The following is a 16,244-nucleotide window of genomic DNA, read 5'->3' on the forward strand; positions in this document are numbered from 1 at the left end:
TATCCGGGACGCGTGATCAGGATCGGCACCTCGGGCTGGCGCTACCCGGAATGGCGCGACGGCTTCTACCGCGGCGTCCCGCAACGGCGGTGGCTCGGCCACCTCGCCGAGCACGTGGACACGGTCGAGATCAACAGCTCCTTCTACCACCCGCAGCCGCGCACCAACTACCTCAAGTGGGTCGCGGAAACGCCGCCGGGCACCACGTTCTCCGTCAAGGGACCGAAGCTCGTCACGCACGTCAAACGCTTGCGCGACGCCGAGGAGCCGCTCAGGGCGTTCTTCGACTCGCTGGCGCTCGGCGCCAAGCAGGGCCCGGTCATCTGGCAGCTGCCGCCCAGCCTCCGGTTCGACCGGGCGGCCCTGCAGGACTTCCTCACGCTGCTCCCGTCCGGCAGGCACGCCCTGGAGCCGCGTCACGAGTCGTTCCGCACCGACGCCTACTTCGACCTGCTGCGCGCGCACAACGTCGCCCACGTCGTGTCGGACGCGCCCACGTTCCCGTGCATCGAGGCCGTCACCGCGGACTTCGCCTACGTCCGCCTGCACGGCCACGACGAGCTGTACATCAGCAACTACGACGACGAGCAGCTCGACGAGTGGGCGGACAAGATCCGCGGCTGGGACCGCGACACGTACGTCTACTTCGACAACACCATGCACGGCGCGGCTCCGTACAACGCACTGGCTCTAGCGCAACGCCTCGGCACGCCTATACGGTCACATATGTGAAACCAATTCGCGTCTTGGCTCCCCTGCTCCTGGCCGCGAGTCTCGTGGCGCCCGTTCAGGCACAAGCGGACGAGGCGACCTGGACAGGTCCCCTCAGCACCCGAGGCCGGTGGATCGTCGACGCCCACGGCGACCGCTTCAAGCTCAAGTCCGGCAACTGGCACGGTGCGAGCGGCACCTACACCGGCTCCGGCGACATCAACGACCCCGCGAACCACCACTCCGGCGAGAAGGCCGCCCAGGTCCCGCTCGGACTCGACCGCGCGACGATGGCCACGATCATCAGCGGTTTCAAGGAGATCGGTGTCAACAGCATCCGGCTGCCGTTCTCGAACCAGATGCTCAAGGACACCAACCCGGTCACCGGGCTGAAGGACGCGCAGCTCAACGGGAAGCGGCCGCTGGAGGTCTACGACGCGGTCGTGGCCGAGCTGACCCGCAACGACCTCGCCGTCATCCTCAACAACCACACCACCACGTCGCGGTGGTGCTGCGGCGTCGACGGCAACGAGCGGTGGAACACCAGCCAGAGCACCGACCAGTGGATCACCGACTGGGCGTTCATGGCTGAGCGCTACAAGGCGAACAAGCGCGTGGTCGGCGCGGACCTCTACAACGAGGTGCGCCGCAACGTCTGGGACGACCCGAACTGGGGCTGGGGCAACGACCACGACTGGCACAAGGCCTCGCAGCAGGCCGCGGACCGGCTCCAGCAGGTCGCGCCCGACCTCCTCGTCATCGTCGAGGGCATCAACTGGACGGGCATCCCGGTCGACGGCTTCGCGCACGGACGTCCGACGCTGGAGCCGGCGCGCTTCCTGAGCCACACGCTCGCCAACCCCGAGAAGCTGGTCTACTCCGCGCACTTCTACGGCTACACCGGCCCGAACCACAGCGGTGCCACGGGAATCGGTGAGACGACCGACCCGCGCTATCAGGACCTGTCACCGCAGGAGCACGTCGACGTCCTGCAGCGCCAGGCCTTCTTCATCACCGAGGCCCAGAAGCACTTCACCGCGCCGCTGTGGATCAGCGAGTTCGGCGTCGGCGGCCGCGGTGAGAACAACCCCAAGGCGCGCGACTGGTTCGAGCGGTTCGTGAACCAGCTGGTCGCGAACGACACCGACTTCGCCTACTGGCCTCTGGTCGGCTTCCACACCAACCGCGGCGGCAACGGCTGGGCGTTGCTGCACTGGGACGCGGCAGGCAACCGCATGGGCGTCAACGACGGCGACGACTGGCGTGCCGGCGCGTGGAACCGCCTCGTCAACGCGCCGAGCCGCACCGGGCAGGTCCCGCGCGAAACCCGGTGGAACCAGCTGCTCAAGGAATCGTGCCCGCAGAGCGAGAAGCTCATCGGCATCAGCCACACCGGCAACCGCGGCCTGTGCGTCAGCGGTCCACAGTGGAGCGGCACCACCAGGGTCACCAACGAGCAGCACGTGACCGGCGACTGGGCGTCCGGCTACACGAAACTCCAGTGCCCGCAGAACAACGCGGCCGTCGGCTACGCGAACTTCACGCTGGTCTGCGCGCCCGTCGCGCAGGGCAACCAGACGCGGGTGCTGTGGTTCGACCGGGGTGACAACCGGCCGGACCAGGGCGGCGACTGGGCCAACGGGCACTACAAGGGCCAGTGCGCGCAGGACGAGCACATCGCCGGCGTGGCCTACAACTGGCGCAGGACCCCGGACGCGTTGCTCTGCCGGAAGTGAAGTCCCAGGTTCTCCAGGAAAGCGGCCGCAGGATCCTCGACGTCGGTCGAGGTCTTGTGGCCGTTCTCCCTCACGACGACCACCTTGTCCGTCACGGTGATCCGCCCGGACGGCCGCGCGAGTGACGCCATGGGTCCTTTGCGGAAGTGCGACTCCGGCGCGGTCTGGTGCCACCAGCAGGTGGGGACGAACTCGGCGAGCTCGCGCGGGCGGCGGTCCAGCCGGTAGCAGGGCCTGCCGTCCATCAGCACCTCCACGTCGTCGCCCACGTCCACGAGCCGGAACACGCCGAACGGGTCGTGCTGGTCCTGACGCGACTCCCAGTCGAGCGGGCGCAGGGTGAACGAGCCGAACCCGACGTCGGCGAGCCAGGTGCCGTCCACGAGCAGCGCCAGGTGGTCGAGCGGCGGGCCCAGCCGCTGACCGTCGCCGATCGTGCGCGCGCCGAGCAGGTCGACGTGATGTCCCAAGTGCCGCAACAACTCCGCGAACAACCCGTTGAGCTCGTAGCAGAACCCGCCACGCCGCTGCACCACGATCTTGTCGTGCAGCCACGGGATCTCGAGCACGATCCGCGTGTCCATGTGCGTGTGGAGGTTCTCGAAGGGGACGCTCAGCAGGTGCCGTTCGTGCAGCTCCGCCAGCGATGACGTGCGCGAGGCGCCGATGCGCTGTAGATAGTCGTCCACCGTGCCAACATAACCCCATGGGCGAGGTCAGGATCGGCACTTCGGGTTGGGTCTACCCGCCCTGGCGCGGGGTGTTCTACCCCAAGGGCGTCACGCAGAAGCGCGAGCTGGCCTACCTGAGCGAGCAGCTGGGTTCCGTGGAGATCAACGGCTCCTTCTACTCGCTGCAACGCCCGTCGAGCTACCGGAAGTGGGCGGCCGAGACGCCGGACGACTTCGTGTTCTCCGTCAAGGGCAGCCGTTTCATCACGCACATGAAGCGCCTCAAGGACGGCAGCGAGCTCCTCTCGAACTACCTCGCGTCCGGCCTCCTCGCGCTGGGCCCCAAGCTCGGGCCGATCCTCTGGCAGCTCCCGCCCACGATGCCGTTCGACGCCGGACTGCTCACGAGCTTCTTCGAAGGTCTCCCCCGCACCACCACCGAGGCCGCCGAGATCGCGAAGCGCCACGACCACCGCGTCGACCCGGCCCACACGACCACGGACGCCGAACGGCCGGTGCGCCACGCCCTCGAAGTGCGCCACGACAGCTTCACCACGCCGGAGTTCACCGCCCTGCTGCGGCGCCACGACATAGCGCTGGTCGTCGCGGACGCCGCCGGCAAGTACCCGCTGATCGAGGAGGTGACGAGCGACTTCGTCTACGTCCGCCTGCACGGCCACGACGAGCTCTACGTCAGCGGGTACACCGACGAGGGCCTCGACCGGTGGGCCGCGAAGGTCAGGGCGTGGCGCGAGCACGGTGACGTGTTCGTCTACTTCGACAACGACGCGAAGGCCTACGCCCCGCGCGACGCGATGGCGCTCCAAGATCGTCTGGCCGATTGACCCGAACGGACGCACACTCGTCCGGACGGAGGTGCGCCCATGTCGACGAAGAGCCTCATCGCCGCCCTGGCGATCACTGCGGGCACGGTTGCCTCGAGTGGGATCGCTGTTGCGCAGAGTGACAAGACCTGCGACAAGGGCGAGTTCTGCGTGTGGACCGGACCGGAGTACACGGGGACCGTGCAGCGCCTCGACGTGGAATCGGCGAACCCGGGCGAGTGCATCACGCTCGCGGTGATCGGGAAGTCGTTCGCGAACCGCCTGAGCAGGGACGCGACCGTCTACCAGCGCGAGAACTGCTCGACGGAGGCCGAGTTCACCACCTACCCGAAGCACGGCACCTACGTGCCGGACGCCTACTTCGTGATCAGGGGCCTGCAGGTGTGGGGTCCTTAACGACGGCGCCCACCTTTAGTCACCCTATGTAACACCACTCGATCGTGTGAGTACTCACCAGTAGGTCCCCTTTCGTGCCTAAGTTGCCGCCCTATCGAGTGGTGGCAGCTGGAGGAAATGTGACCGTGGCGGGTGAAGCCGGGTTACTCGAACTGATGGCCGGGCGACTGGCCAAATACGAACTCACCCCACGTGCGGCAGAACTGGTGCTGGCGGCGTGCCGGGGCGACGTGGCGCTGGACCGCGCGCTCGCCGGTGTGCCGGCCGAGGAGCGGAGTCCCCAGGAGCGGTCCGACGGCCCCGGTCAGGGGATCTACCTGTCGGAGATCCGGGTGCGCGGCTTCCGGGGCATCGGTCCCCAGGCACGCCTGCCGCTCGCGCCGGGTCCGGGGCTGACCGTGGTCACCGGGCGCAACGGCTCGGGCAAGTCGAGCTTCGCCGAGGCCGCGGAACTGGCGCTGACCGGGTACAACGCGCGCTGGGCCCGTGCGCGGCACGACGTGTGGCGGCAGGGCTGGCGCAACCTGCACCAGCCCGACACCGCCGTCGAGCTGGACCTCGTCCAGGCCGCGAAGCAGGGCAGGACGACGATCCGAAGACGCTGGGCACCGGACGAGGACCCGGCGCAGGGCGAGTGGACGCAGGACGACGAGCCGTTCGACGACCGCAGGTGGCACGACGCGCTGGAGACCTACCGGCCGTTCCTGCCCTACAGCGAGCTCGGGACCGTTCTCGACGCACAGCCGGAAGACCTCTACGAGGCGATGCACCGCCTTCTGGGCCTGGAAGCGATCACGGAGGCGCAGCAGGCGCTCGCCGAGCACCGCAAGCGCCTCGCGGAGATCGTCGCCCGCCCTTACGACCGGCGGGAACGGGTCCGCGCGGAGCTGGCGGCGTCCCAGGACGAACGCGCCCACCGCGCCGCCGAACTGCTCGGCAGCGACTCGCCCGACCTCGACGCGATCGCGGACCTCGCGCTGCGGGCCGACGTCGGCACCGGGACCAGTCTCCTGCAGCAGGTCATGGACGTGACGCTGCCGGCTCAGGACGAGGTCGGCAGGGCCCGCGAGGCCCTCGACCTCGCGCTCGGCACGGTGACCGAGGTCGCGACCGCCAACGCGCAGGACTCGTTGCGGTGCAGCGAGATCCTGCGGCTCGCGGTCCAGCTGCAGGAGTCCGGCGGCAACCAGGAGTGCCCGGTCTGCAACCTGGGCAAGCTCGACGGGCAGTGGCTCAGCAAGGCCAAGAAGCGCGCCGAGCACCTCGCGAAGGCCGCCGCGGAGCTGCACGAGGCCGCGGACCGGCTGGACGTGGCGGTGGCCGCGACGCGGGCGTTGTGCCAGCCGGTGCCGGCGGTGCTGACCGAGACCCAGGACCTGCTCGACACGACGGCCGTGCTGCAGGCCTGGCAGGCGTGGCACGCCTGCCTCTCGATCGACGACCCGGTGCGGCTGCGGCAGGTGGTGTTCGACCGGTACGCGGACCTCGCCCAGGCGGTGGAGCAGCTGAAGTCCGTGGCGCGCGAGCAGATCGAGCGCCACGACCTGGTGTGGCGGCCGATGGCGATCGCGTTGTTCGAGTGGCATTCCCAGGCACAGCAGGCACTCGCGGACTCCGAGGTCCTCGCCGACGTGACGGAGGCGGAGAACTGGATCCGCAAGACCGCCGCCAAGCTGCGGGCCGAGCGCAGCGCGCCGTTCGCCAAGGAGTCGCAGCGGATCTGGCAGCGGCTGCGCCAGCAGAGCAACGTCGACCTGGGCGCGGTGCGGCTCGGTGGCACCCGCAACGTCGAGCTGGACGTGTCGGTCGACGGCGTCTCGAACTCGGCGCTCGCCGTGATGAGCCAGGGAGAGCTGCACTCGCTGGGACTGGCGCTGTTCCTGCCCCGCGCGATGGTCGACGAGAGCCCGTTCCGGTTCGTCGTGATCGACGACCCGGTGCAGGCGATGGACGCGTCCAAGGTGGACGGTCTCGCCCAGGTGCTCGCCGACGTCGGGCTCACCCGCCAGGTCGTGGTCTTCACGCACGACGAACGGCTGGTGGAGGCGCTGCGGCGGTTGCGGCTGAGCAGCACCGTGTGGGAGGTCTGCCGCGGCGAGGAGTCCGTGGTGCAGGTGCGGATGGCCGAGGACCCCGTCGGCAGGTGCCTGAGCGACGCCCGTGCGATGCGCACCGACGAGAACCTGCCGGACACGTTGCGCGCCGAGCTCGTGGCGTCGTGCTGCCGGACGGCGCTGGAATCGGCCTCCCACGCGAGGTTCCGGCGCGAACGGCTCGGCAGGGGAACGCCGCACGCCGAGGTCGAACGCCTGCTGGAGTGCGCGTTGACGACCCGGCAGAAGCTCTCGCTCGCCGTGCTCGACGACCTCGGGGAGCCGGCGAAGCTGTTGCCGCACCTGGAGGACGTCGTCGGGTCGTGGGCCGTCGACCTCCTGCAGGCCTGCCGCGTCGGTGGTGACAGCGGGGATCTGGACGTGCTGATCAGAGACACCGAACTGCTCGCGGGATGGCTGCAGCGATGAACCTCACCCCGGACGTCCAGGACCGGCTGACCTGCGTGGCGAACTTGCTGGCACGCCCGGACCAGCTCGACGGCGTGCGCATCCGTTGCTGCGCCGAACTGTTGCGCACGGCGGTGGAGCGCTCGGTCGCCCGCGCGTGCCGTGCCGAGAACTCCGAACAGCCCGTGCAGGCGCTGCTGATCGACCTGGCGTCCCACGTGGACGCCGACGTGGCCCACGACGTCTCGCAACTGTGGCACGCGCTGAGCCGCGCGATCCGGCACCACGGCTACGAGCTGACCCCGACCGCCGAGGAACTCACCGGCTGGCACGCCGACACCGCCGACGTGGCCGAGGCCCTCCAGCTGCACCTGACCCTGTCCGGCACGATCGACATCCCTGAAGGCACCGGTGAAACTGCTGTTGTTCGCTGACCTGCACCTGGACACGCGCTTCCCCAGCGCCGGTCCGGTGCGGCGCAAGGCCCTGCGCGACACGCTGGGCCGCATCGTGGACCTCGCCCAGGAGACCGGCGCCGACGCGATGCTCTGCGCCGGCGACCTGTACGAGCACGACCGCTGCTCCCCGTCCACCGCGGCGTTCCTGCGGTCGTCGTTCGACTGCTCCGTGCCGGTGTACCTGGCTCCCGGCAACGACGACTGGTACGGGCCGCAGTCGGTCTACCAGCAGGTGGACTGGACGCCGAACGTGCACGTGTTCTCGTCGGAGTCGCTGACGCCCGTGGAGCTCGCCGACGGCGTCACGCTGTGGGGCGCCGCTCATCTCGGGCCCGGTCCGGCGCGGGACGTGCTGGACGGTTTCGCGGTGACCCGCGGCGGCGTGAACCTGGCCCTGGGCCACGGTTGCGCGCCCGGTGACGTCGCGATCACCGGCCTGAACCACGCGTTCCTGGGGCATGTGCACACGCCCGAGCACGCCGTGAACTACACGTTCCCCGGCAACCCGGATCCGTTGACACCGGGCGAGACCGGTGAGCGCGGAGCCGTCCTGTGCACCGTGCACGAGGACGGTTCGGTGTCGCGCGAGGTGATCGACGTGTCGGCGTCGCGGTCGCTCGAGTGGCTGGACTCCGAGACGGCGTTCCCCTTGCTGGACTTCGACTCCGTGGCCGCGGAACGGACCGTGCGCGGCCAGTTCGTGCGCGACGTGCTGGCGGACGCGGACCTGGACGAGGCCATGCGCGGCCGTGTGCTCGCCACCGGCCTGCGGGCGTTGGAGGAACGGTGAAGATCGAGTCCGTGACCGCGCACGCGTTCGGGCCCTTGCACGACCGCACGTTGCCGTTGGCGCCCGGCCTGACCGTCGTGTCCGGTGTGAACGAGTCGGCGAAGTCGTCGTGGCACGCCGCCATCCGCGCGGCCCTGTGCGGTGATCCGTCGGCCCGGCACCGCCCGTGGCGGGGCGAGTCGTGGCGGGTGGCGGCGATGGTGTCGCTGGAGTCCGGCGAAGTCGTCGCGGTGGACCGCGACCTGAACGACGACTCCGTGCCCGACGTGTCGCGGCGGCTGGGTCTCGACCGCTCGTCGTTCACCGCCACGGCGTGCGTCGACCAGGCGCAGCTGCTGACCGTGCTGGACGCGGCGGACGGCCTGCAGGACCACCTGCGGCGCGCGGCCGCCACCGCGGGCACCGACGGCACGGTGGAGCAGGCGCTGCAACGGCTGACCGCGCCGGTGGAGGCGTTGAAGGAGGCGCGGAACCGCGTGCGCGAGGCCGAGACGGACCTCGCCGTGGCCCGCCGCGAACACACCCGCTACCTGGAACTGAGCGCCCAGGCCCGTTCCGCGGCGGCCGCCCGTGCGCGCCTGGAGGTGCACGAGCACGCCGCCTCGGTCGAGGCGCTCGCGTCCCGCATGGCGCGGATCACCGCCCTGCAGGAGCGCTTCGGCGACTCACCGCCGTCGGGCATTGCCGCACAAGAGGAACTGGCCCGTCTGGTGAACCGCGCGACGGCCGCGTGGCGTGCCGCACCGAACCCGCGCGTGCTGACGGGCCCGTCGGCGGAGACGCTGCGGCACGAACTCGACGCCCTGCCCGAAGCCCCGGTCGGCGAGACCGCGCTGGACGACGAACTCCGCGTCGTGGCCTCGGCCTACGCCACCGCGTCCGCCGTCGCCGCCGCGCACGGCGAACGCAGGCCCTCACCGCCGACCACCGCGGAACCGTCGGTGCTGCGCGGCCTGGCCACGCGGCTCGACCCCGCCGCCGGCGCCCGCCTGACCACCGCGTCGATCGAGGTGGACGCCGCCCGCGTGCACCAGGACGAGGCAGCGGCCGACGCGGCCCGCACGCAGGTCGAGGCCGACGTGGCCGCGGCGCGCGTGCAGGAGATCGCGATGCCGAACCCGTTCCTGCGCAACGCCTTGCTGGCACTGAGCTGCCTGACCACCCTCGTGGGCGGCCTGCTCATCCTGACCGACCAGCACTTCGCGGCCGCCGGCGTCCTCGTCGCCGCACTGGTGGCGGGCGTCGCCGGCGCGATGTCCCGCGGCAACGCCCCCGAACGCGAGGCCGCCGTGGTCTTCGCAGCCGACCAGGCCGCCACCGCCACCGAGGCGCGCGGCCGGCTCTTCAGCGCGGACCGCACCCTCGCCGAGGCCGAGGGCCAGCGCGCGGTCGCGGCGGAAGCCGCCCGAGTGCACGACGAGGCCGTCTCCGGCTGCGCGGCCCTCGGCATCCCCGCGGACCGAGAAACGTTGTGGCGCCTGGCGAACCGCGCCGCCTGGGAGGCCGAGCACGCCGACCTCGTCTCCGAGGTGGCCCGCACCGAGAAGGCCATCCGCGTGGAACTGGCCGCCCGAGGCAAGGCCGACGCCGCCATGTCCGTGCCGGACCTGCTGGTGGACTACGAGACGGACTGCAAGGTGCGCGGCCGCCAGGCGTTGATGGCCGCCCAACGCCCACTCCTCGCCCAGGCCCTCGCCGACCGCCGCCTGGCGGAGGCCACCGTCGCCGAGGCCGCCGCCGCCCACACGCGAGCGCTGAACCTGTTGCGCGAGGCCGTGAAGGCGATCGGCCGCACCGGCGACCGCCCGGAGGACCTGCTGCGCGCGATCGCCGAATGGCAACGCGACTGGGACCGGCTGCTCCGCGAGGCGGAGGACGAGCGCAACGCGTGGGCGGAACTCCAGTCCCTGGTGGCCTCCGGAACCGTGGACGACCTCGAAGCCACCCTCTCCGCGGCCCAGACCCACCACACCACGCTCGTCGAAGCCGCCCTCCGCTACGCGGCCTGCGACCCGGTGGACCCCTCACTGGCCACCTCGGCGGACTCCCTGGCGGCAACCGTGGCGGAGACGGCCCGTTCCTTGCCGAGCGTCCCGGACGCCGAGGAGACCCTCCAGACCGCCACCGCAGCCCTGGCCGAGGTCACCGCCGAGGTCGAAGCCATCGACCTGGCCTCCCGCTACCTGACCGCGGCCCGCGACAAGGTGCACAGCACCATCGCCCCCGCTCTCGAGGAAACCCTCCGCACGTGGCTGCCCTCGGTGACCGACGGCCGTTACGTGGACGCCGCCGTCGACGCGGCCACCCTGGGCGTGCGCGTGTGCACGGCCTCCGACTCGTGGCACCAGGCCTCACACCTGTCCCTCGGCACCGCGGAGCAGATCTACCTGCTGCTGCGCGTCGCCCTCGCCCAGCACCTGGCTGCGGAACCGTGCCCGTTGCTGCTGGACGACGTCACCGTGCAGGCCGACGACACCCGCACGCGTGCCTTGCTGGACCTGTTGCTGCAGCTCTCCGCCGACCGGCAGATCGTGCTGTTCGCGCAGGACACCGCGGTGGCCGAGTGGGCGCGGGAACGGCTGGGTGAGCGGGACGTGCTGCACGAGCTCACGCCGGTGGCGGCCTGACCGGGAGCCGGGCCGCGGAGCGCGGTGCCTCGGGCCTCTCCCCCGGGGCACCGCGCTCGCACGTCAGCCGACCTCTTCTCGCCTCGTGCCGCACTCACGCGTCATCCGGCCTCCTCGCGACGAGCGCGACGACGCGGTCGGCCACCTCTTCCGGGTCTTCGTGCTCCCACACGCGGACGACGCGCCACCCGGCTGACGTGAGCTGCGTGTCGGTGTCCCGGTCGCGGACGACCACGCCGTGCAGCTTCACCCGCCACCACTCGCGGTTCGCCTTCGGCAGCTGGCCGTGCTCCGGGCACGAGTGCCAGAAGCACCCGTCGACGAACAACGCGATCCGCGCCCCTCGCAGCACGACGTCGACACGTCGGCGCCGATTGGTGCCCGGTGGCGCGACGTCGACGAGGTAGCGCATCCCCCGGCGGTGCAACGCCCGCCTGACCGCCAGCTCCGGCGCGGTGCCGGTACGGCGGGTGCGGCGCATGACCTTCGACGTCGCCTCGGACGTGGCTGGCGGGGCGGGGCCCGCGTCGACGTAGCGGTACACGAGCAGCAGTTTCCCGGAAATGTCAGACCCCGTCGCTACCGTCGGAGCATGACCAACGCCGCCTTCCGCAAGCTCACCCCCAGTGCCGACGAGCAGCTCGCCGACCTGGGGCTTCGCCGCGCGGTCCTGGACCGGGCGATCGCCGCGGGCATCGACGCCCGCGCCGCCTCGCCGCCGTTCGGTCCCACCAACGCGCCGGGGCTGCTCGACTGGATCCACCGGGTGGGCACGTTGCGGCAGTTGCTGGCGGCGGAGGGGTGGCAGCGCCTCGACCACTGGAACGCGGGGCTCATCCGGCACCCGTCGCGGCCTGTCCTGCTGGGCACGTTGCAGGGCAACCGGGGCACGGGGTCGCCGGAGGCGCCGCTGCGCAGCGACTACGCGAAGGGTCCCGCCATCGCGGCGATGATGCGGGACAACGACCACGACCAGTTCGCGCTGTTCGAGAACGTGCGCACCGAGGGGTTCAAGTTGTGGTTCCTGGTGACGTACCCGTTGCAGCTCGAGGACAGGCTCGTGGTGTTGCGCGAGGTGTCGCAGCCGGAGCCGACGCCGCAGAACCAGGTCATCGAGCGGTGGGCGCACCGGATCCCGTTGCCGCCGATGGAGTTCCCACAGCTCAGGACGCCCAATGTGGACGGCCCGGAGGAGGTGGACTTCCCGATCGCGCTCAGGCGGTGAGCACGGCTTCGGCGGGCGGTGCCGAGCACGGCCGTCGCGCTCCGCGAGCCCTCGGTGGCGCCGAAGGGCTGCGGCGCCGGGGCTTCGTCCGCACAGCGGGACCCGCCTGGCATCGCGTCACGCCACGGGCGACAATGTCCGGATCATGCTCACGCCCACGCGACTCACGCTCGCCCGCACCCGGCGCGGACTCACCGCGGCCGAGCTGGCGCGGAAGTCGGGTGTGCAGGCGCGGGCCATCGGTGAGTACGAGCGCGGGCTGAGCAGTCCCAAGCCCGCCACCCTCGAGTCGCTGGCGGGAGCGCTGGGTTTCCCGGCCTCGTTCCTGACGGCCCCGGAGCCTCCCCGGCCCCAGAACCTGCTGCACACCGTGCCGCTCGGCGAGCAGGTGACGGCGGCGGCGCAGCTCGCGATCGAGTTCAACGGGTGGCTGGAGCGGTTGTTCGTGCTCCCCCAGCCCGATCTGCCGCCTCCGCGGACGTCGCCGCAGGGCACGCGTGACGCGTGGCGGCTCGCCGGAGGGCCGGCTCCGAACATGGTCCAGCTGGTGGAGTCCCACGGTGTGCGGGTGTTCTCGCTGCCGGTCGACTGCGGCGCGCGGGAGGCGTTCTCCTGCTGGCACGACGGGACGCCGTTCGTGTTCCTCACGCCGTCGGCGACGCCGGAGCAGGCGCGGTTCGACACGGCCGTCCAGCTCGCGGTGCTGCTCGGGCACGACGAGCCGCACGAGTTCGCGGCCGAGTTCCTGATGCCGCAACGGCAACTGGCCGGCACCGACCACCGCCACTGGCACGTGGGCAGGGACCAGTTCACGAAGTGGGCGAACGTCCACAGCCTCGTGCAGGGCGGCATGACACGCCGCGAGAGTTCGAAGCTGCTCACCAAGGTGTTCAAGGTCCTCCGTGAGAACGGCACGACACCGCTACACGTGGCCAAAGAGCTGCACCTCGGGCTGGAGGAGCTGAACGGCCTCGTGTTCGGGCTGGTGCTGACCGCCCTGCCGGGTGGAGGAGAACCAGGTCCGAGAGGGCGCGCACGCCTCACGCTGGTCCACTGATCCAGCTCAGTCACGGAACGAAGTTTTCACTGTGGCCCACTGGGCCAAACGAGCGATCTTTGAAACGCATCGTCCGGCTTGTCCGACACTGAGAGTGACGTGAAGCCGAGTCGTGAGGATGCCCCATGACGATGCAGCAACGCACAGAACCCTCGCCTGCCGCCGTCCTGATCGCTGTCGCCGTGCTCGCGCTGGTTCTGACCGTTGCTTTCGGCCCTCTGGGCTTCGTCATCGGTCTGGCGCTGTTCGCCCTGATGTTCGCCGGCACCAAGAACAGGACGACCGAACAGATCACTCCGCTGCGCACACGTTCCCGGCTGCGCCGTCTTTCCACGGCGGGGCGGGTCGCGATCGTCGGAGAGCCTCACCACCAGGACGCCATCGCCGAGATCGCCGGGCTCTCCACTCCCGGCCTCCAGGACAGCACCGACGTCCCGGCCACCGCGGTTCTGGTGCCGGAACCCGCCACCCGGCACGACCACGCTGCGGTGCGGGTCGACCTGCTGCGCGGTGACGGCTCCGCGCTCACCGCCGGCTACCTGCGCAGCGAGCAGGCCGTCGACTACCAGGACCTCCTGCTCGAACTGGCCGACCGCGGCGAGGTCGGCTCGTGCCCTGCCCGCATCGTCAGCACCGGTCAGCGCTACGGCGTGCACCTGCACCTCGGTGCCCCGAGGCTGTTGCTGCTCGACCACGAGGCGCTCGGCACCGCACCGACGATGCCGGCCGAGCACCAGGTCGCCGTCGTGGGGGAAGAAGCCCACCAGCACGTGCTGCATCGCGTCGTCAACGGCCGCACGCCCGTCCACGTCATCGCCGAACTCCGCGACTGCCGCATAGTTAAGGGGTCTCACGTTGGTGAGCACACCCTTGAGGTGCTCCTCGAAGGCGAGTGCGTCGGCCAACTCACCTACGCGATGGGGCTTCGCTACTGCGACATGGCACAGGAGTGGCGCGCCGGCACGGGGCGCGCGCTCTGCGAAGCCGTCATCACCAACGAGGGCACGCGCGGCCTTCAGGCGAACTTGCTGCTGCCCAAGTAGTCGGCGAACGTCCGCGGCTCACGGCCGAGGACGCGCTTCACACCGTCGGACAGGTGCGCCTCTTCTCCTGTGCGGATGCGCACGAGCAGCATCGTGACGAGGTCCGCGATCTCGTCCGGGTAGCCGGCCCCGCGCAACGCGGCGGCGAACTCCTCCGGCGCGACGTCCACATACCGCACCGGGCTGCCCGTCACCGCGGAGATCCGCGCCAGCATCTCGGTGAACGACAAGGCCTCGGGCCCGCTCAGGTCGTAGGTCTGCCCGTCGTGACCGGGCTGGGTCAGCGCCGTGACGGCGACCTCGGCGATGTCCACCACGTCGATGAACGGGTGGACGCCCTCACCGGCGGGGACGGCAAGCTCACCCTGCTGCACGGGCGCAGCGAACATGTCCTCGTCGAAGTTCTGCATGAACCAGGTGGGGCGCAGGATCGTCCACTCGGCACCGGAGTTCTTGATCGCCGACTCGAACGGGTCGTCGTCGGGAGCGCCGCGCATCGACAACAGCACGAGCCGGGTGACGCCCGCCTTCACCGCGACGTCCACGAAACCGGGCAGCGGCGAGGGGTTCTCCGGCGGCACGACGTAGACAGCCGTGGTGCCGGCGACAGCGGGCTCCCAGGTGCCTGGGTCGGACCAGTCGAACTTCGTGGCCGCGGACCGCGAAGCCGGACGCGCGGCCGCGCCCAGGAGGCCGGTGACGCGGCGGCCGGTCTTGCCTGTGGCGCCGAGCACGAGGATGGACGAGGTGGTGATTCCGCTCAATGTGGACATGACTAGAGCTAATCAACGTTGACGCGGACGATCCATGATTGATCGGCCGCCGTCCTTGCTCGTTCGTCCACGTGGTAGTCAGTGGGCATGAGTCAGCGTGATCTCGTGGACCTGAGGGACGCCCTGCGCGCGTTCGCCGCTGCCCGTGACTGGGACAGCTACCACACTCCCAAGAACCTGGTGATGGCCTTGTCCGCGGAGGTCGGCGAGCTCACCGACCTGTTCCAGTGGCTGACGCCGGAAGAGGCGAAAGACGCGATGAAGGACCCGGATCTCGCCTGGAACGTACGGGACGAGCTCGCGGACGTGATGCACTACCTCACCAGGCTGGCGGACAAGCTCGGCGTCGATCTCGTCGAGGCCTCGTTCGCCAAGATCGATCGCAACGAGCGGCGGTTCCCGACCGGGAGCCTCACTCCCGTCCCCGTCGAGAAGGGTGAGCTGTGAGCGTCCAGAACGCGCAGGTCCTGCACATGCACCAGAAGGTGACCTTCATGGTCAACCGCTACGAGGTCTTCCTCGACGACAACGGCCGGCCGGGCCAGCTGGTCGGCTTCGCCGAGCAGAAGAGGCTCAAGATCAAGGAACGGGTCACGATCTACACCAACTCGTCGAAGAGCCGGGTGCTGTTCGAGTTCAACGCCCGCAAGGTGCTCGACCTGGGCGGCGGCTACGACGTGACGGACGAGCAGGGCAGGTCGATCGGCTTGTTCCGCAAGGACTTCGGCAAGTCGCTGCTGCGCTCCACCTGGCACCTGGAGCAGCCGGGCATGGGCACGGCCACCGGCGCCGAGCGCAACAAGTGGCTCGCGGGCTTCCGCCGGGTGTGGGGGTGGATCCCGTACATCGGAGATGCGCCGTTCCCCATGCGGTATCACTTCGACTTCGCGACGGAGAACGGCGCTCCCGTGTTCAGCGTCGACAAGAAGACCTGGATCCGCGACCACTACCTGGTCACGATCCAGGATCCTGGCGTCGACCGCCGGCTCGTGATCGCTCAGGCCGTGGCGCTCGACGCGCTGCAGTCCCGCTAGGACTAGAGGTACGTCAGCAGGAGGAGGATCAGGCACACCAGCAGCACGACGCCGAGCACTGCGGGCAGGATCGACTGCGAGGACGGCGCGGGCTCGCGGGCGTGCCTGCCCCGCCTCCTGCGCGCTCGCCACCGCAAAGGTGCCTCCCCTGCCCACTGCTCGTTCATGACGATCACGGTAGGGAGGATCGGAGAGCGCCTGAGGCACGTCACCCGCTCGCCGGGGTCTCATCACCCGGTCAGCCGCTCAATGAGCACAGCGCCACATGCACGTGGACATGAAAAAGCCCTGCGGGGAGCGCTTGTGGCGCTCAACCCGCAGGGCAAATTAAGTTCGGCGGCGACCTACTCTCCCACACCGTAACCAGTGCAGTACCA

The 16,244-nt window shown here is 70.3% G+C and carries 17 protein-coding genes; 13 read left to right on the top strand and 4 right to left on the bottom strand.

Annotated elements, in window-relative coordinates; genetic code table 11:
* Positions 1-12 precede the first annotated feature (12 nt).
* Both IE307_RS46240 and IE307_RS46245 read left to right on the top strand, forming a co-directional pair.
* Positions 13-732, top strand: coding sequence for a DUF72 domain-containing protein (locus tag IE307_RS46240; protein ID WP_191305873.1), 720 nt, complete (start codon positions 13-15; stop codon positions 730-732).
* Positions 729-2,447 carry a glycoside hydrolase family 5 protein gene (locus tag IE307_RS46245; protein ID WP_191305874.1) on the top strand — a complete coding sequence of 573 codons (1,719 nt, stop codon included), beginning with the start codon at positions 729-731 and terminating at the stop codon, positions 2,445-2,447. Before IE307_RS46240 ends, IE307_RS46245 begins: the two co-directional genes overlap by 4 nt.
* On the opposite strand, the gene IE307_RS46250 is transcribed toward IE307_RS46245, so the two are convergent.
* Positions 2,402-3,136: an arylamine N-acetyltransferase family protein gene (locus tag IE307_RS46250; protein WP_191305875.1), complete on the bottom strand. Its 735-nt coding sequence runs from the start codon at positions 3,134-3,136 to the stop codon at positions 2,402-2,404. The genes IE307_RS46245 and IE307_RS46250 overlap by 46 nt on opposite strands.
* Positions 3,137-3,153: 17 nt before the next feature.
* On the opposite strand from IE307_RS46250, the gene IE307_RS46255 reads away from it, so the two are divergent.
* From IE307_RS46255 to IE307_RS46280, 6 genes are all read left to right on the top strand, one after another.
* On the top strand, positions 3,154-3,963 hold the full coding sequence (locus tag IE307_RS46255; protein ID WP_191305876.1) for a DUF72 domain-containing protein: 810 nt from the start codon (positions 3,154-3,156) through the stop codon (positions 3,961-3,963).
* A gap of 39 nt (positions 3,964-4,002) precedes the next feature.
* Positions 4,003-4,359: a peptidase inhibitor family I36 protein gene (locus IE307_RS46260; RefSeq protein WP_191305877.1), complete on the top strand. Its 357-nt coding sequence runs from the start codon at positions 4,003-4,005 to the stop codon at positions 4,357-4,359.
* A 155-nt stretch (positions 4,360-4,514) separates the two neighbouring features.
* Entirely contained in the window at positions 4,515-6,881 is a 2,367-nt protein-coding gene (locus IE307_RS46265; RefSeq protein WP_191305878.1) for an AAA family ATPase, read from the top strand.
* On the top strand, positions 6,878-7,294 hold the full coding sequence (locus IE307_RS46270; protein ID WP_229905705.1) for a hypothetical protein: 417 nt from the start codon (positions 6,878-6,880) through the stop codon (positions 7,292-7,294). Before IE307_RS46265 ends, IE307_RS46270 begins: the two co-directional genes overlap by 4 nt.
* Positions 7,272-8,108, top strand: coding sequence for a metallophosphoesterase family protein (locus tag IE307_RS46275; RefSeq protein WP_191305880.1), 837 nt, complete (start codon positions 7,272-7,274; stop codon positions 8,106-8,108). Before IE307_RS46270 ends, IE307_RS46275 begins: the two co-directional genes overlap by 23 nt.
* Positions 8,105-10,735: an AAA family ATPase gene (locus tag IE307_RS46280; RefSeq protein ID WP_191305881.1), complete on the top strand. Its 2,631-nt coding sequence runs from the start codon at positions 8,105-8,107 to the stop codon at positions 10,733-10,735. The genes IE307_RS46275 and IE307_RS46280 overlap by 4 nt, the downstream gene beginning before the upstream one ends.
* 94 nt (positions 10,736-10,829) lie before the next feature.
* Here the strand turns inward: IE307_RS46280 and IE307_RS46285 are convergent, their stop codons facing one another.
* Complete coding sequence (locus IE307_RS46285) at positions 10,830-11,279, bottom strand: very short patch repair endonuclease (RefSeq protein ID WP_191305882.1); 450 nt, start codon at positions 11,277-11,279, stop codon at positions 10,830-10,832.
* 48 nt (positions 11,280-11,327) lie between these two features.
* On the opposite strand from IE307_RS46285, the gene IE307_RS46290 reads away from it, so the two are divergent.
* From IE307_RS46290 to IE307_RS46300, 3 genes are all read left to right on the top strand, one after another.
* Positions 11,328-11,960 (top strand): hypothetical protein, encoded by a 633-nt coding sequence (locus IE307_RS46290; protein WP_191305883.1) that lies wholly within the window; start codon positions 11,328-11,330, stop codon positions 11,958-11,960.
* A gap of 145 nt (positions 11,961-12,105) precedes the next feature.
* The gene (locus IE307_RS46295) at positions 12,106-13,017 is read left to right on the top strand and encodes a helix-turn-helix domain-containing protein (RefSeq protein ID WP_191305884.1); all 912 of its coding nucleotides are present in this window, start codon (positions 12,106-12,108) and stop codon (positions 13,015-13,017) included.
* A 125-nt stretch (positions 13,018-13,142) separates the two neighbouring features.
* Positions 13,143-14,060, top strand: coding sequence for a hypothetical protein (locus IE307_RS46300; RefSeq protein ID WP_191305885.1), 918 nt, complete (start codon positions 13,143-13,145; stop codon positions 14,058-14,060).
* Here IE307_RS46300 and IE307_RS46305 read toward each other — a convergent pair.
* Positions 14,033-14,833, bottom strand: coding sequence for an NAD(P)H-binding protein (locus IE307_RS46305; protein WP_191305886.1), 801 nt, complete (start codon positions 14,831-14,833; stop codon positions 14,033-14,035). The genes IE307_RS46300 and IE307_RS46305 overlap by 28 nt on opposite strands.
* Positions 14,834-14,920: 87 nt before the next feature.
* Here IE307_RS46305 and IE307_RS46310 point away from each other — a divergent pair, with 87 nt between their 5' ends.
* Both IE307_RS46310 and IE307_RS46315 read left to right on the top strand, forming a co-directional pair.
* On the top strand, positions 14,921-15,280 hold the full coding sequence (locus tag IE307_RS46310) for a nucleotide pyrophosphohydrolase (protein ID WP_191305887.1): 360 nt from the start codon (positions 14,921-14,923) through the stop codon (positions 15,278-15,280).
* Positions 15,277-15,867 carry an LURP-one-related family protein gene (locus IE307_RS46315; protein WP_229905706.1) on the top strand — a complete coding sequence of 197 codons (591 nt, stop codon included), beginning with the start codon at positions 15,277-15,279 and terminating at the stop codon, positions 15,865-15,867. The genes IE307_RS46310 and IE307_RS46315 overlap by 4 nt, the downstream gene beginning before the upstream one ends.
* Before the next feature lie 2 nt (positions 15,868-15,869).
* Here IE307_RS46315 and IE307_RS46320 read toward each other — a convergent pair whose 3' ends face one another.
* The gene (locus IE307_RS46320; RefSeq protein ID WP_170176444.1) at positions 15,870-16,034 is read right to left on the bottom strand and encodes a hypothetical protein; all 165 of its coding nucleotides are present in this window, start codon (positions 16,032-16,034) and stop codon (positions 15,870-15,872) included.
* Between the last annotated feature and the right edge of the window lie 210 nt (positions 16,035-16,244).

Source organism: Lentzea cavernae (assembly GCF_014653695.1).
Classification (GTDB): Bacteria; Actinomycetota; Actinomycetes; order Mycobacteriales; family Pseudonocardiaceae; genus Lentzea; species Lentzea cavernae.

Bases quoted from the DNA above. Each gene is read 5' to 3' on its own strand.
- IE307_RS46255 (WP_191305876.1), top strand. From the start codon at position 3,154: ATGGGCGAGGTCAGGATCGGCACTTCGGGTTGGGTCTACCCGCCCTGG.
- IE307_RS46260 (WP_191305877.1), top strand. From the start codon at position 4,003: ATGTCGACGAAGAGCCTCATCGCCGCCCTGGCGATCACTGCGGGCACG.
- IE307_RS46265 (WP_191305878.1), top strand. From the start codon at position 4,515: ATGGCCGGGCGACTGGCCAAATACGAACTCACCCCACGTGCGGCAGAA.
- IE307_RS46270 (WP_229905705.1), top strand. From the start codon at position 6,878: ATGAACCTCACCCCGGACGTCCAGGACCGGCTGACCTGCGTGGCGAAC.
- IE307_RS46290 (WP_191305883.1), top strand. From the start codon at position 11,328: ATGACCAACGCCGCCTTCCGCAAGCTCACCCCCAGTGCCGACGAGCAG.
- IE307_RS46295 (WP_191305884.1), top strand. From the start codon at position 12,106: ATGCTCACGCCCACGCGACTCACGCTCGCCCGCACCCGGCGCGGACTC.
- IE307_RS46300 (WP_191305885.1), top strand. From the start codon at position 13,143: ATGACGATGCAGCAACGCACAGAACCCTCGCCTGCCGCCGTCCTGATC.
- IE307_RS46305 (WP_191305886.1), bottom strand. From the start codon at position 14,833: ATGTCCACATTGAGCGGAATCACCACCTCGTCCATCCTCGTGCTCGGC.
- IE307_RS46310 (WP_191305887.1), top strand. From the start codon at position 14,921: ATGAGTCAGCGTGATCTCGTGGACCTGAGGGACGCCCTGCGCGCGTTC.
- IE307_RS46320 (WP_170176444.1), bottom strand. From the start codon at position 16,034: ATGAACGAGCAGTGGGCAGGGGAGGCACCTTTGCGGTGGCGAGCGCGC.